This is a genomic window from Fictibacillus phosphorivorans (assembly GCF_001619875.1).
In the GTDB taxonomy this organism is placed as follows: Bacteria; Bacillota; Bacilli; order Bacillales; family Fictibacillaceae; genus Fictibacillus; species Fictibacillus phosphorivorans_B.
The window spans coordinates 20,950-33,567 of record NZ_LRFC01000002.1 but is presented as its reverse complement, the minus strand read 5'-3'; the positions used below and the strand labels follow the sequence as shown (position 1 = coordinate 33,567).

Annotated in this window: 14 protein-coding genes; all 14 read left to right on the top strand. The window is 38.3% G+C overall.

Annotated features, from left to right (window positions below; genetic code table 11):
• Positions 1 to 11: 11 nt before the first annotated feature.
• The 14 genes from ybeY (at position 12) to cccA (ending at position 12,527) form a co-directional block, all read left to right on the top strand.
• Entirely contained in the window at positions 12 to 449 is a 438-nt protein-coding gene (gene ybeY, locus AWM68_RS04485; protein ID WP_419865572.1) for an rRNA maturation RNase YbeY, read from the top strand.
• On the top strand, positions 446 to 823 hold the full coding sequence (locus AWM68_RS04480) for a diacylglycerol kinase family protein (RefSeq protein WP_066237617.1): 378 nt from the start codon (positions 446 to 448) through the stop codon (positions 821 to 823). Before ybeY ends, AWM68_RS04480 begins: the two co-directional genes overlap by 4 nt.
• Before the next feature lie 25 nt (positions 824 to 848).
• Positions 849 to 1,247, top strand: a complete 399-nt coding sequence (locus AWM68_RS04475; protein ID WP_066237614.1) for a cytidine deaminase — start codon at positions 849 to 851, stop codon at positions 1,245 to 1,247.
• On the top strand, positions 1,240 to 2,148 hold the full coding sequence (gene era, locus AWM68_RS04470) for a GTPase Era (RefSeq protein ID WP_066237611.1): 909 nt from the start codon (positions 1,240 to 1,242) through the stop codon (positions 2,146 to 2,148). The genes AWM68_RS04475 and era overlap by 8 nt, the downstream gene beginning before the upstream one ends.
• Before the next feature lie 334 nt (positions 2,149 to 2,482).
• Positions 2,483 to 2,626 (top strand): YqzL family protein, encoded by a 144-nt coding sequence (locus AWM68_RS20965; RefSeq protein WP_077359092.1) that lies wholly within the window; start codon positions 2,483 to 2,485, stop codon positions 2,624 to 2,626.
• A gap of 42 nt (positions 2,627 to 2,668) precedes the next feature.
• On the top strand, positions 2,669 to 3,412 hold the full coding sequence (recO, locus tag AWM68_RS04465) for a DNA repair protein RecO (RefSeq protein ID WP_066237608.1): 744 nt from the start codon (positions 2,669 to 2,671) through the stop codon (positions 3,410 to 3,412).
• A 115-nt stretch (positions 3,413 to 3,527) separates the two neighbouring features.
• Positions 3,528 to 4,163: a helix-turn-helix transcriptional regulator gene (locus AWM68_RS04460; protein WP_197468127.1), complete on the top strand. Its 636-nt coding sequence runs from the start codon at positions 3,528 to 3,530 to the stop codon at positions 4,161 to 4,163.
• Positions 4,164 to 4,182: 19 nt separating this feature from the next.
• Positions 4,183 to 4,998 (top strand): pyruvate, water dikinase regulatory protein, encoded by an 816-nt coding sequence (locus tag AWM68_RS04455; protein WP_066237602.1) that lies wholly within the window; start codon positions 4,183 to 4,185, stop codon positions 4,996 to 4,998.
• Between the two features lie 418 nt (positions 4,999 to 5,416).
• A complete protein-coding gene (locus tag AWM68_RS04450; protein ID WP_066237599.1) occupies positions 5,417 to 5,884 on the top strand; it encodes a YaiI/YqxD family protein in 468 nt (155 codons plus the stop codon).
• A gap of 58 nt (positions 5,885 to 5,942) precedes the next feature.
• Positions 5,943 to 7,751, top strand: coding sequence for a DNA primase (gene dnaG, locus AWM68_RS04445; protein WP_066237596.1), 1,809 nt, complete (start codon positions 5,943 to 5,945; stop codon positions 7,749 to 7,751).
• Between the two features lie 42 nt (positions 7,752 to 7,793).
• Positions 7,794 to 8,924 carry an RNA polymerase sigma factor RpoD gene (gene rpoD / locus AWM68_RS04440; RefSeq protein WP_066237593.1) on the top strand — a complete coding sequence of 377 codons (1,131 nt, stop codon included), beginning with the start codon at positions 7,794 to 7,796 and terminating at the stop codon, positions 8,922 to 8,924.
• 252 nt (positions 8,925 to 9,176) lie between these two features.
• Complete coding sequence (locus tag AWM68_RS04435; protein ID WP_066237590.1) at positions 9,177 to 10,316, top strand: acyl-CoA dehydrogenase family protein; 1,140 nt, start codon at positions 9,177 to 9,179, stop codon at positions 10,314 to 10,316.
• A gap of 30 nt (positions 10,317 to 10,346) precedes the next feature.
• Positions 10,347 to 11,960, top strand: coding sequence for an AMP-binding protein (locus tag AWM68_RS04430; RefSeq protein ID WP_066237586.1), 1,614 nt, complete (start codon positions 10,347 to 10,349; stop codon positions 11,958 to 11,960).
• Between the two features lie 222 nt (positions 11,961 to 12,182).
• Complete coding sequence (gene cccA / locus AWM68_RS04425) at positions 12,183 to 12,527, top strand: cytochrome c550 (RefSeq protein ID WP_066237583.1); 345 nt, start codon at positions 12,183 to 12,185, stop codon at positions 12,525 to 12,527.
• The last annotated feature ends 91 nt before the right edge of the window (positions 12,528 to 12,618 follow it).

The following is a 12,618-nucleotide window of genomic DNA, read 5'->3' as shown; positions in this document are numbered from 1 at the left end:
ATTTAAATGAAATGGATGAAAGCAGTACAGAATTTCAGGAACTATTAACAAATGTACTTGAAAAAGCGGCTGAAATGGAAGAAACAGGCCAATCAGAAGTTTCGGTAACCCTTGTAACAAAAGAAAGAATTCAAGAAATTAACAGTGAATACAGACAAAAAGACAGTGTAACAGATGTTATTTCTTTTGCCATGGAAGAGTTGGGAGAAGATGAGACAGAAATTATTGGCGGAGAAGAAACAAGGTTTTTAGGAGACATTATTATATGCTTAGATGTTGCGAAAGAACAGGCTGAAGAGTATGGGCATTCTTTAGATAGAGAAATGGGCTTTCTCGCTGTACACGGCTTTTTACACCTGCTAGGTTACGACCATATGAATGAAGAAGATGAAAAAAGAATGTTTGGCAGACAAGAAGAAATCCTGGAGCAATACGGATTAAAAAGATGATTTCATGGAGAAAGTTGATCTCAAGTTTTATGTTTGCATTTGCGGGCATTGTTTCAACCTTTAAAACTGAGCAAAATTTTCGTATCCATGCTTTTATAAGTGTAATCGTTATTTCTATAGCGATTGCACTTGATTTTTCTTCAGTGAAATTAATCATTTTATTTATTGTTATTGGCTTGGTCTTAGCATTAGAGTTGATCAACACAGCTATTGAAAACATAGTGGACTTAATTTCACCAGAGTATCATCTCTTAGCAGAGAGAGCGAAAGATGCTGCTGCAGGTGCAGTTTTGGTTTTTTCAATATTTGCTGTTATAATCGGTATACTGCTATTTATTGAACCGCTTTTAAACAGCATAAACAGTATAAAGTAATAATTGTTAAGAAGGTGAATGTGTAATGAATAAGGAACAATTAATGGATCAAGCGAAACTTGCACGTGAAAGGGCTTACGTACCTTACTCTAAATTTCAAGTTGGTGCAGCACTATTAACGGCTGAAGGTAAAGTATATTTGGGTGCAAATATTGAGAACGCTGCATACAGCATGACGTGTTGTGCTGAAAGAACGGCGTTATTTAAAGCGTATACAGAAGGCGATAAGAAGTTCAGTGCCATTGCAGTAGTAGCAGACACAAAGAGACCAGTCCCTCCATGTGGTGCATGCCGCCAAGTGATCTCAGAGCTTTGCCCGCAGGAAATGCCAGTTTATCTAACAAACTTAAAAGGTGACGTTCAAGAAATCTTAGTAAAGGATCTATTGCCAGGTGCTTTTTCACCGGAGGATTTAAATGAATAAAGAAGGCTATAAATCTGGATTTGTTACCATCATAGGTAGACCGAATGTTGGAAAATCCACATTGTTAAACAAAGTGATCGGGCAGAAGATCGCAATTATGAGCGATAAGCCACAAACAACAAGAAATAAGATACAAGCGGTTTATACAACTGATGAAGCACAAGTTATCTTTATTGATACGCCTGGTATTCATAAGCCTAAGCATAAGCTGGGGGACTTTATGACAAGAACCGCTCAGCAGACGTTAAATGAAGTGGATTTGATTCTCTTTGTTATCAATGCTGAAGAAGGATATGGCCGTGGGGATCAATTTATCATCGACAGACTAGAGCATGTTAAGAATCCTGTTTTTCTTGTGGTAAATAAGATTGATAAAGTACATCCTGATCAGCTGCTTCCGCTTATTGACATGTACAGAAATAAACTGGATGTTGCTGAAGTAGTGCCAATCTCTGCTTTAAACGGAAATAATGTCGATACACTACTTGATCAGATTGTTTCCTACATGGAAGAAGGACCGCAATTTTATCCTGAAGATCAGGTTACAGATCATCCAGAGCGCTTCATTACCGCAGAGCTGATTCGAGAAAAAGTTCTTCACCTTACACGAGAAGAAATTCCTCATTCCGTCGCTGTTGTCATCGAAGAGATGAAAGTGCGAGAAGAAAAGAACGTCGTGTTTGTTAATGCGACAATAATCGTAGAACGTTCTTCACAAAAAGGCATAATTATCGGTAAACAAGGGAAGATGCTTAAAGAGATTGGGAAAAGAGCCAGAACAGATATTGAAACACTTTTAGGCTCCCGCGTGTTCTTAGAATTGTACGTAAAAGTACAAACAGACTGGAGAAACCGACAAAAGCAGCTCGTTGAGTTTGGTTTTAACGAGGATGAGTACTAATAATAAAGATTTTCTCTAAAGATTGTTGCTTAAAATTAGCTGCTTGTACTTCTTAATTCTCTTCATTGATAAGTTGATTGGAGTGGAAGATGCGAGACTCCTGTGGGACAGGCGGGCGGGTGAGACACTTAAAAGTGAAACGCCCGAATGTGGCTCACCGCTTGCCCCACGGAAAGCGAGCATCTGAAACGTAGATCAACTCCTTTCAATGACAACACTGATTGCAACAACAGCAATTATTTAAAACTGTTAAAATTTCCTTCACATGAAAAAAACAATTAAGGTGAACCTAGTTATAACAGGAGAAAAACAAATAGAAAGGTGTGTCCAAACCATGAAAGAATTTACTTGGAAAGTGTTCTGTGAAACGGGCAATATTGATACCTATTTGTTATACAAAGAGCTAGACCATGAAATAACAGCTTTATCAGCAGTTATTCCTTATGAAGAGTCTCTTGAGGAACCTCCATTTCATTAATTGTAACTACGGTGCCTTCTTGATGAGAGGGTGGTGATTACCTTGCTTTATAAAGTGGAAGGAATAGTCATTAAAACCGTTCCGTATGGTGAATCTAATACAATTATTACTCTGTATACAAAAGAGTTAGGAAAGATCGGCGTAATGGCAAGAGGGGCTAAAAAACCAAAAAGCCGTTTCACGTCCATTACGCAGCTTTTTACATACGGAATCTTTGTTTTTCAAAAAGGAAGAGGGCTAGGTACCCTTCAGCAAGGTGAAGCATTGTCTTCTTTTCGTAAAATAAGAGAAGATTTAGTTAAGACCGCCTATGCTGCCTATCTAGCAGAATTGTTAGATAGACATACTTCTGAGGATGATTTACGGCCAGACCTTTTTGGCTGGATCAAACAATCGTTGGAATATATTAATCACGGTATTGACCCGGAAGTGATTACCTTTTTATTTGAGATGAAAATGATGAAAACATCTGGAATTGTCCCCGAATTAACAAAATGTGTATCTTGTCACTCCGCAGAAGGAGATTTTTCTTTTTCTATTCGAGAAGGTGGGTTTCTTTGTGAAAGGTGTTCTTATAAAGACCCTTATCGAATCAAGATCTCTAAAGGTTCGGCCAAGCTTTTAAATATGTTTTACCACTTAGATTTAGCCAGGCTTGGCAATGTATCATTAAAAAAAGAAACAAAAAAAGAACTTCGAATGATATTTGATGCATACATGGATGAATATTCAGGTGTGTTTTTAAAATCAAAGAAATTTCTTAAACAATTAGATGAACTATCTTAAGAAACTGTGAAGCCTTAAATCTTTGCAGTTTTTTTAGTTCGCATTCTTCCTTTAATAGGTTATAATAATAAAAATAAGTATAACACATTGGATGCGGCAAAAGGTGGTGTAAACAATCGAACTAAATAAGAGGCAGCAAAAAATTATAGAGATTGTTAAGGATAATGGACCGATAACTGGAGAGCAAATTGCAGATCAGCTGGATTTAACAAGAGCGACTTTAAGGCCAGATCTAGCTATTTTAACGATGGCAGGCTACCTGGATGCAAGACCAAGAGTAGGGTATTTTTATACAGGCAAAACAGGTTCACAATTGTTAACCGAAAAGGTGAAAAAGATTAAAGTTGCTGAGTTTACTTCCATTCCAGTGGTTGTTCAGGACTCAGCTACTGTTTATGAAGCAATTTGCACGATGTTTTTAGAAGATGTCGGAACACTATTTATTATTAATAAAAACGGACATTTGGCAGGGGTTGCTTCACGAAAAGATTTATTGAGAGCAAGTATGGGAAAACAAGAAATAAATAGCATTCCAATAAATATTATCATGACAAGAATGCCTAATATAACGTATTGTTTTAAAGAGGATTACTTATTAGATATCGCTCACATTTTAATTGGAAAACAAATCGACTGTCTTCCAGTAGTTAAGCGTTCGAACGAAGAGAGCGGGCTTGAAGTTGTTGGCAGAATAACGAAGACCAATATCACGAAAGCTTTTGTAGAACTAGCGCATGACGAATTACTATAACTAAAATGGGGAGGCCAACATGACAGGACGTCCAATCGTATACGTCGTTTCCGATTCAGTCGGTGAAACGGCTGAGTTGGTTGTAAAAGCAGCAGCTAGCCAGTTTAATTCTACCGGAATTGAGATTAAACGTGTACCTTATGTAGAAGATAAAGAAACAATTGATGAAGTGGTCTCTTTAGCGAAAGACCATAATGGCATTATAGCTTATACACTTGTAGTACCTGAAATAAGCAACTATCTTGCCCAACAGGCTGCATCACTTAACATCCCGACTGTGGACATTATGGGACCAATGATGAATCAGCTACAATCGAGATTGAATCAAGTTCCAAGATATGAACCGGGTGTTGTACACAAACTCGATGATGAATATTTTAGAAAAGTAGAAGCGATAGAGTTTGCTGTAAAGTATGATGATGGAAGAGACCCACGCGGTATATTAAAAGCAGATGTTGTATTGATCGGTGTTTCTAGAACGTCAAAAACACCTCTATCACAATATTTAGCACATAAGCGATTAAAGGTTGCGAATGTACCAATCGTTCCTGAAGTAGAACCGCCTGAAGAATTATTTAAGGTATCGCCTAATAAGTGCTTCGGCCTAAAAATCACGCCTGAAAAGTTAAACGACATTCGTCGTGAGCGGTTAAAAGCACTAGGATTAAATTCAGAGGCAAACTACGCCAACATGGAAAGAATTAAGCAAGAGCTTGTGTATTTTAACAAAGTCGTAGATCGAATTGGGTGCAGAGTAGTAGAGGTGTCTAATAAAGCAGTAGAGGAATCTGCAAATGTTATCTACAATCTGTTTCAAGGTAAGTCGTATAAATAGATTTGTAAAATCGTTTCTCCCAAGTACCATTATGATTCAGAAATAAAAAGCGCAGAGGATTGCGCTTTTTATATTGCAGTGAAAAACTCTTCCCTGCATTTAAAAGTGAATGCAAAATGGACTGAAATCTCATGGCATGTTTTTGTGAGAAAGTACCACTAGTTTAAGGCAAGGACCTTGTAATTCCAAACACCTTTCTATGATGAGAATGAATAAAAAGAGTATGCCCAGCGATTTAACAAATAAGAAGCTTTTATTTTTAAACTTTTCGCTGGTAAAACAGGCAGACATTCATTATAATATTACATTGTGATTAAAATTTATAAGTTTGTCCAAAATAGTGATACATTGACTATGCTTTTTTTCGACAAATGCTCTTATATGAAGGAGAATCACTGTTAAAGTAGAACATAAGAATATGGAAAAATTAATTGGAAATGTATTTGTTGATGCAGATGCTTGTCCTGTTGTTATAAAAGAAGAGATTAATAAGTTCTCTAAAAAGTTTAACTTTGAACCTATCTTTGTCACTTCTTATGCACACGCAAGCAGCACTGACCAGCCCGGGCGCTGGATTTTGGTTGATGCAAGTCCTGAGGAAGTTGATCTGTACATACATAATCATTCTAAACAAAATGATCTTGTTGTTACACAAGATCATGCGTTGGCTAGTCTTCTTCTTTCAAAAGGGGTTTACGTTATTACCCCAAGAGGGAAACAATTCCAAGAGAATGAAATGGAAAGAGTACTGCATGAACGTTATATGTCTGCAAAAGCAAGACGGTCAGGCAAGCATTCAAAGGGACCTGCAAAATTTAAGAAGGAGGACACAGAAAGGTTCTGCACAGTTTTTTGCGAAATCCTGTCGAATGTTGAAGGAAAATAGAGTTGTGCCACGAATATATATCTAGTGTCTAAAGAAACAAAGATTCTGTGGTGGTAATATGGAACGAATACCTGAAGATTTAATAGAGAAAGTCAGGTCATCAAACGATATAGTAGATGTGATTAGTGATTATGTTCCTCTAAAAAAACAAGGCAGAAACTATTTTGGCCTTTGCCCTTTTCACGGGGAAAAATCGCCTTCCTTTTCTGTTTCTCCTGAAAAGCAGATCTATCATTGTTTCGGTTGTGGAGCAGGAGGCAATGTTTTTTCTTTTATGATGAACATTGAAGGGTACTCTTTTATTGAAGCTGTGACTCAACTAGGGAAAAAAAGCGCCATTGAATTGCCTCAGATTCATCAGCAAAACTTCTCCGAAAAAAGCACAGACGAAAAAAGGACAATGGCTGAGGTTCATGAGTTATTGGCTAAATTGTATCACCATTGCTTACTCCACACAAAACAGGGCAGACCCGCTTTGGAATATTTGGAAAACAGAGGATTTACAAGAGAATCCATCGAACGTTTTCAAATAGGCTTTGCACCAGATTCATGGGAAACAGCCTCTCAGTTTCTTCAAAAAAGAGGTATGGATCTGAATACAGCTGAAAAAGTTGGACTGATTGGAAAAAGGCAATCAGATGGAAAACCATATGATCGTTTTAGAAATCGTATTATGTTTCCAATCTGGGATCGTACAGGTGCAGTTGTAGCTTTTGGAGGAAGAGTTTTAGATGGGAAGGACGAACCGAAATATTTAAACAGTCCTGAATCTAAAATCTTTCAAAAAGGAAAAACACTTTACGGATTGAATCTTTCCCGTGCAGATATGAGACAGAAGCAGCATGCTGTGATTTTTGAGGGATATGTAGATACAATTGCAGCTTTTAGAGCAGGCGTAACAAATGGTGTTGCAACATTAGGCACATCGCTTACCGAAGATCATGCTGCAATTTTGAAACGGAATGTTCAATCAGTCACAATCTGCTATGATTCTGACCGAGCAGGAGTAGAGGCAGCGTTTCGTGCATCTGAAATTTTGACGAAACAAGGCTGTGCCGTGAAAATTTCACAAATGCCAGATGGAATGGACCCCGATGACTATATTACAAAATTTGGAAACGATTCGTTTCTAAAAGATATAATAGGGGCTAGCCTGACCGTAATGGCATTTAAAATACAATACTACAGACGGGGCAAAAACCTTCGTGATGAAGGAGAACGGATGATCTATATCGAAGAGATTATCAAGGAAATAGCCCGTCTGCCAAAAGCGGTTGAACGAGATCATTATCTTCGGCAAATCGCTTCTGAATTTAATTTGTCATTAGATGCATTAAAGCAGCAACAAACCCAGACTTTCAAGCAACTGCAAAGGTCTAAGGATAACGGCCCTAAAAAGCGGGATAATAATTTTAGAATACAAACACTTTTGCAGAAGTCATTGTTGCCGAGAAATCTTAATGCTGAACGAATTGTTCTTGCTCACATGTTAAAGAGTGAGGACGCCGCTTTCTTGATTCAGGAAAAGTTGGGCTCGGGCTTTAATGTTGAAGAACACAATGCAATCGCCGCATACTTATATGCCTTTTATGAAGAAGGAAATAAACCCAATGTAGGGTTGTTCATGCAGCGTATTGACGATGACAAGTTAAGAAAATTAGCTTCAGAATTGGCGATGCTCACAATCAGTGAAGAATTAAATGAGGTAGAGCTCGCAGATTATATTCGTATTATTTCTAGTTATCCTTTATTGCGGGAAATACAAGAAAAAGAGAAGCAGCAAGAAGACGCGATAAGAAGGAATGAAATAAAACTGGCAGCCCAAATTGCCCAAGAAATTATGAGAATGAAAAGATCTCTTAAATAATCGGGATGTAGGATGGTTGAAGTTTTGGAAGGAGGGGATCGAATGGCTGAGAAACCAAACCGTCAAGGGACGGAAGGCGATTTAACCATCGATCAAGTTAAAGAACAATTAGTTGAAGCCGGTAAAAAGCGAGGGCGGCTCACATATACTGAAATTACAAGTAAGTTAGCTCCATTTGAACAAGATTCTGATCAAATGGATGAGTTCTATCATTACTTGGAAGAGCAAGGTGTTGAGGTTGCAGAAGCATCTGATGATTCCGACGATGAAGAAGATCCTAAGTTCGAAATGGAAAAAGAGGAAGAAGAATTCGATCTGAATGATCTAAGTGTTCCACCAGGAGTAAAGATCAATGATCCCGTTCGTATGTACTTAAAAGAAATCGGACGTGTGGACTTGCTTTCTGCAGATGAAGAGATCGAACTAGCTAAGCGTATTGAAAACGGTGACGAAGAAGCAAAACGCCGTCTTGCAGAAGCTAACTTGCGTCTCGTTGTCAGTATTGCGAAACGATATGTCGGACGTGGTATGCTTTTCCTGGATCTTATTCAAGAAGGAAACATGGGATTGATTAAAGCTGTTGAAAAATTTGACTATGACAAAGGTTTTAAATTCAGTACGTATGCTACGTGGTGGATTCGTCAAGCCATTACGCGTGCAATTGCAGACCAAGCCCGTACGATCCGTATTCCTGTTCACATGGTTGAAACGATCAATAAATTAATTCGTGTACAGCGCCAGCTTCTTCAAGATCTAGGCCGAGAACCATCACCAGAGGAGATCGGTGCTGAAATGGAACTAACACCTGAAAAGGTACGTGAAATCCTTAAGATTGCACAAGAGCCAGTTTCATTAGAAACACCTATTGGTGAAGAAGACGACTCCCATCTTGGTGATTTTATTGAAGATCAGGATGCACTTGCACCTTCTGAAGCTGCTGCATACGAACTATTAAAAGAACAACTTGAGGATGTCCTAGATACGTTAACAGATCGAGAAGAAAATGTTCTTCGCTTACGTTTTGGTCTTGATGACGGACGCACTCGCACTCTTGAAGAAGTAGGTAAAGTATTTGGCGTAACACGTGAACGTATTCGTCAGATTGAAGCTAAAGCTCTCCGAAAACTCCGCCATCCAAGCAGAAGTAAACGATTAAAAGATTTCTTAGAATAGAAAGTTTGCCCCAAGCGGGCAAGCTTTTTTTATTTCTTTTATTTTACTGATTATTCCACTTCAATGCAAATTGGCCAAAAACTCATTTTCTATGGCTTTTTTCTGCAATATCCTTATTTTTGCTTACGCATTCTGCTGTATATTAAATTTAAAATTCTTTAAATCTTGTAAAAATTCCGCCTTTATATCTATAATAAATATGTAAGCGCATACAATTGTGAGGCGTAAATTATTAAAGGGTGGGATGCAGCCATGAACTTTACATTAACAGAAGAGCAGTTAATGATCCAAAAGATGATGAAGGAATTTGCAGATGAAGTCGTAGCACCAGGAGCTGAAGCAAGAGATAAAAATAAAGAATTTCCATTAGAAATCTTCCAAAAGCTTTCTAAGCTTGGCATGATGGGACTTCCTTTTCCAGAAGAATATGGGGGAGGCGGCGCTGACACGATTAGTTTTGCTATTGCTGTTGAAGAACTAAGCCGTGCATGCGGATCTACAGGAATTACATATTCTGCACACGTTTCTTTAGGTGGAGCTCCATTAAACTTATTTGGTACACATGAACAAAAAGAGAAGTATCTAACTCCAATCTGTACAGGTGAATCTTTCGGTGCATTTGGTTTAACTGAACCGAATGCGGGATCAGATGCTGGAGGTACGGAGACATCCGCGGTACTAAATAACGGAGAATGGGTTATAAATGGAAGTAAATGTTATATTACGAATGCAAGCTATGCAAAGCATCTAGCACTAACCGCTATAACAAACAGAAATGGCAGTGATAAGGAAATTTCAGCGATTATCGTTCCTACTGATGCTAAAGGTTTCCGTGTCATAGATAATTATGAAAAAATGGGTCTGCATTCTTCTAATACAACTGAACTTTTCATGGAAGATGTAACCGTTCCAGAAGAGAACTTGCTCGGAAAGCGCGGAGATGGCTTTAAACAGTTTCTCGTGACGCTGGATGGCGGAAGAATCGGAATTGGTGCTATGGCAGTTGGTATTGCACAAGCGGCTTATGAGAAGGCTCTTGCGTATGCAAAGGAACGCAAACAGTTTGGAAGGTCAATCTCGAAATTTCAAGCTATTCAATTTAAACTTGCGGATATGGCGATGAAGATTGAACTTGCAAGAATGATGGTATACAAAGCAGCTTGGTTAAAAGACCAAGGTAAAAAGTTCTCGAAAGAAGCTTCGATGGCGAAATTATACGCGTCTGAAGCTTGTATGCAGATTTGTTCTGAATCTGTTCAAATTCATGGTGGTAACGGGTACATGAGAGATTATCATGTAGAACGTTATTTTAGAGATGCAAAACTTTTAGAAATCGGAGAAGGTACTTCAGAAGTCCAACGTATTGTTATCGCTAGAGAGATTGGTTGCTAACGTTCATAATATAAGGTGATGGGGTGAATTATGGCTGAGTTAATGAAAGTAACTGTAGGAGATTGTTTAAAGAAACAAGCATTGAATCTAAAAGATCAAGAAGCTATGGTTTACAGTAAACTTGGAATTCGCTACACCTACAAGGAATTTTATGAATTAACGACTAAAGTTGCAAAAGGTTTGATGGCAATGGGAATCGAAAAAGGTGACCACATTGCCGTTTGGGCTACAAATGTACCGGAATGGCTGCTTCTTCAATTTGGTTCAGCTCGAGCAGGAGCTGTTTTAGTGACCGTAAATACGAACTATCAGCGCTCAGAACTTGATTATTTATTAAAACAATCTGACGCAAAGGCACTTTTCTTTATAGAAGAATTTCGTTCCACTTCCTATCGTGAAATGGTTGACTCTGTTAAGAAGAGACCTGATGAGTTTCCATTGCTAAAACACTTTGTTTTACTTGGATCAAATTCTACATCATATGAAACGTTCCAAGAAATTTTAGAAGCAGGTAATACGATATCAGATGAAGCCCTTCAGGAAAGAGAAAGCTCTCTGCACTATGATGATGTGATCAATATGCAATACACATCAGGTACGACTGGATTTCCTAAAGGTGTGATGCTGACACACTACAACATTGTGAATAACGCTAGGCAGATTGCTGATAGCATGAATCTCACAAATGCCGATCGATTATGTATTCCTGTTCCGTTCTTCCATTGTTTTGGATGTGTTCTTGGAACGCTTGCGGCTGTTTCTGTTGGAGCAACGATGGTACCAATCGTACAGTTTGATCCCCAAGAAGTATTAGAAACAGTAGAAAATGAAAAGTGTACAGGTTTGCATGGAGTTCCGACGATGTTCATTGCAGAACTGAATCTTCCAAACTTTGATTCATATGATTTAAGTACACTGCGCACAGGTATCATGGCAGGATCACCATGTCCGATCGAAGTTATGAAAAACGTAATCGGAAAAATGGGGATGTCAGAAATAACGATTGCGTATGGCCAGACTGAATCTTCACCTGTTATCACACAAACGAGAACAGATGACCCGATTGAGAGAAGAGTTGAGACGGTTGGTAAAAAGCATGCACAAGTAGAGGCTAAAATCATAGACCCTGTTACAAGTAAAGAGGTTAAAGCAGGGGAACAGGGGGAACTGTGTACGAGAGGGTATCATGTGATGAAAGGCTACTACAAGATGCCTGAAGCCACAAAGGATGCTATTGATCCAGAAGGATGGCTTCATACAGGTGATTTGGCAACGGTGGATGAAGAAGGCTATTACAGGATTACTGGGCGCTTAAAAGATATGATCATTCGTGGCGGTGAGAATGTATATCCAAGAGAAGTAGAAGAGTTTCTCTATTCTCATCCTTCAATCTTAGATGTTCAGGTCATCGGAGTTCCTGATAAAAAGTTTGGTGAAAAAGTAGCAGCATGCATTCAGCTGAAAGAAGGGCACACTCTTTCTGATAACGAATTAAAAGATTTTTGTAAAGGAAAGATTGCTCACTTTAAGATTCCTGAATACTATATGTTTCTTCAACAGTATCCTATGACAGCCTCTGGTAAAGTACAAAAGTTTAAGTTAAGAGAACAAGCAATCGAGGCTTTGTCTGTTACCCATGAATAGCCACCTGGTGTGGCTGTTTTTTTTATTGAAGAAGTTCTCGGCAACTCGATCAATGAAAATGATACGTTTAAATCGTTAATACTGTGACAAAACTGGGAAAAATAGAGTTTGTACTTCCCAAGTAAACGCTTTTACAGTACAATAGGTTATGGATTGTTAACCAATACATATTAAGATTATCAAGACAACAAATGTACCTGTACAGACGAAGGAGGAATTTGCATGAAACGTAATCCACTCATTCCTTTTGCCATTATTGGAGTTATCGGGATTGTTCTTATGCTTACAATGGGCGGATATGGTATTAACAAAATTCATACGGCGAGTCAGGATAAAGAAAAGGCTGCTATGGATCCTGAAGCAATCTATAAGCAGAACTGTTCTTCTTGTCATGGGCAAAATTTAGAAGGTAACGTTGGTCCTGCACTTGAAAAGATTGGCGGAAAGTACAAGCCAGAAGAAATTGCCGATATCGTAAAAAACGGTAAAGGATCTGGAATGCCAGCAGGGCTAGTAAAAGGTGAAGAAGCGAAAATTCTAGTTGATTGGCTAGCAGAAAAAAAATAAAATAAGAGAAGCTTCTTGTTTCTATAACAAGAAGTTTTTTTATTTGCAAAAAATCGAATAAGTGACGAATACTAAAGTGAACAAACTAATG

Bases quoted from the DNA above. Each gene is read 5' to 3' on its own strand.
- AWM68_RS20965 (WP_077359092.1), top strand. From the start codon at position 2,483: ATGAAAGAATTTACTTGGAAAGTGTTCTGTGAAACGGGCAATATTGAT.
- AWM68_RS04430 (WP_066237586.1), top strand. From the start codon at position 10,347: ATGGCTGAGTTAATGAAAGTAACTGTAGGAGATTGTTTAAAGAAACAA.
- AWM68_RS04435 (WP_066237590.1), top strand. From the start codon at position 9,177: ATGAACTTTACATTAACAGAAGAGCAGTTAATGATCCAAAAGATGATG.
- rpoD (WP_066237593.1), top strand. From the start codon at position 7,794: ATGGCTGAGAAACCAAACCGTCAAGGGACGGAAGGCGATTTAACCATC.
- dnaG (WP_066237596.1), top strand. From the start codon at position 5,943: ATGGAACGAATACCTGAAGATTTAATAGAGAAAGTCAGGTCATCAAAC.
- AWM68_RS04455 (WP_066237602.1), top strand. From the start codon at position 4,183: ATGACAGGACGTCCAATCGTATACGTCGTTTCCGATTCAGTCGGTGAA.
- ybeY (WP_419865572.1), top strand. From the start codon at position 12: ATGGATGAAAGCAGTACAGAATTTCAGGAACTATTAACAAATGTACTT.
- AWM68_RS04450 (WP_066237599.1), top strand. From the start codon at position 5,417: ATGGAAAAATTAATTGGAAATGTATTTGTTGATGCAGATGCTTGTCCT.
- AWM68_RS04480 (WP_066237617.1), top strand. From the start codon at position 446: ATGATTTCATGGAGAAAGTTGATCTCAAGTTTTATGTTTGCATTTGCG.
- era (WP_066237611.1), top strand. From the start codon at position 1,240: ATGAATAAAGAAGGCTATAAATCTGGATTTGTTACCATCATAGGTAGA.
- cccA (WP_066237583.1), top strand. From the start codon at position 12,183: ATGAAACGTAATCCACTCATTCCTTTTGCCATTATTGGAGTTATCGGG.
- AWM68_RS04475 (WP_066237614.1), top strand. From the start codon at position 849: ATGAATAAGGAACAATTAATGGATCAAGCGAAACTTGCACGTGAAAGG.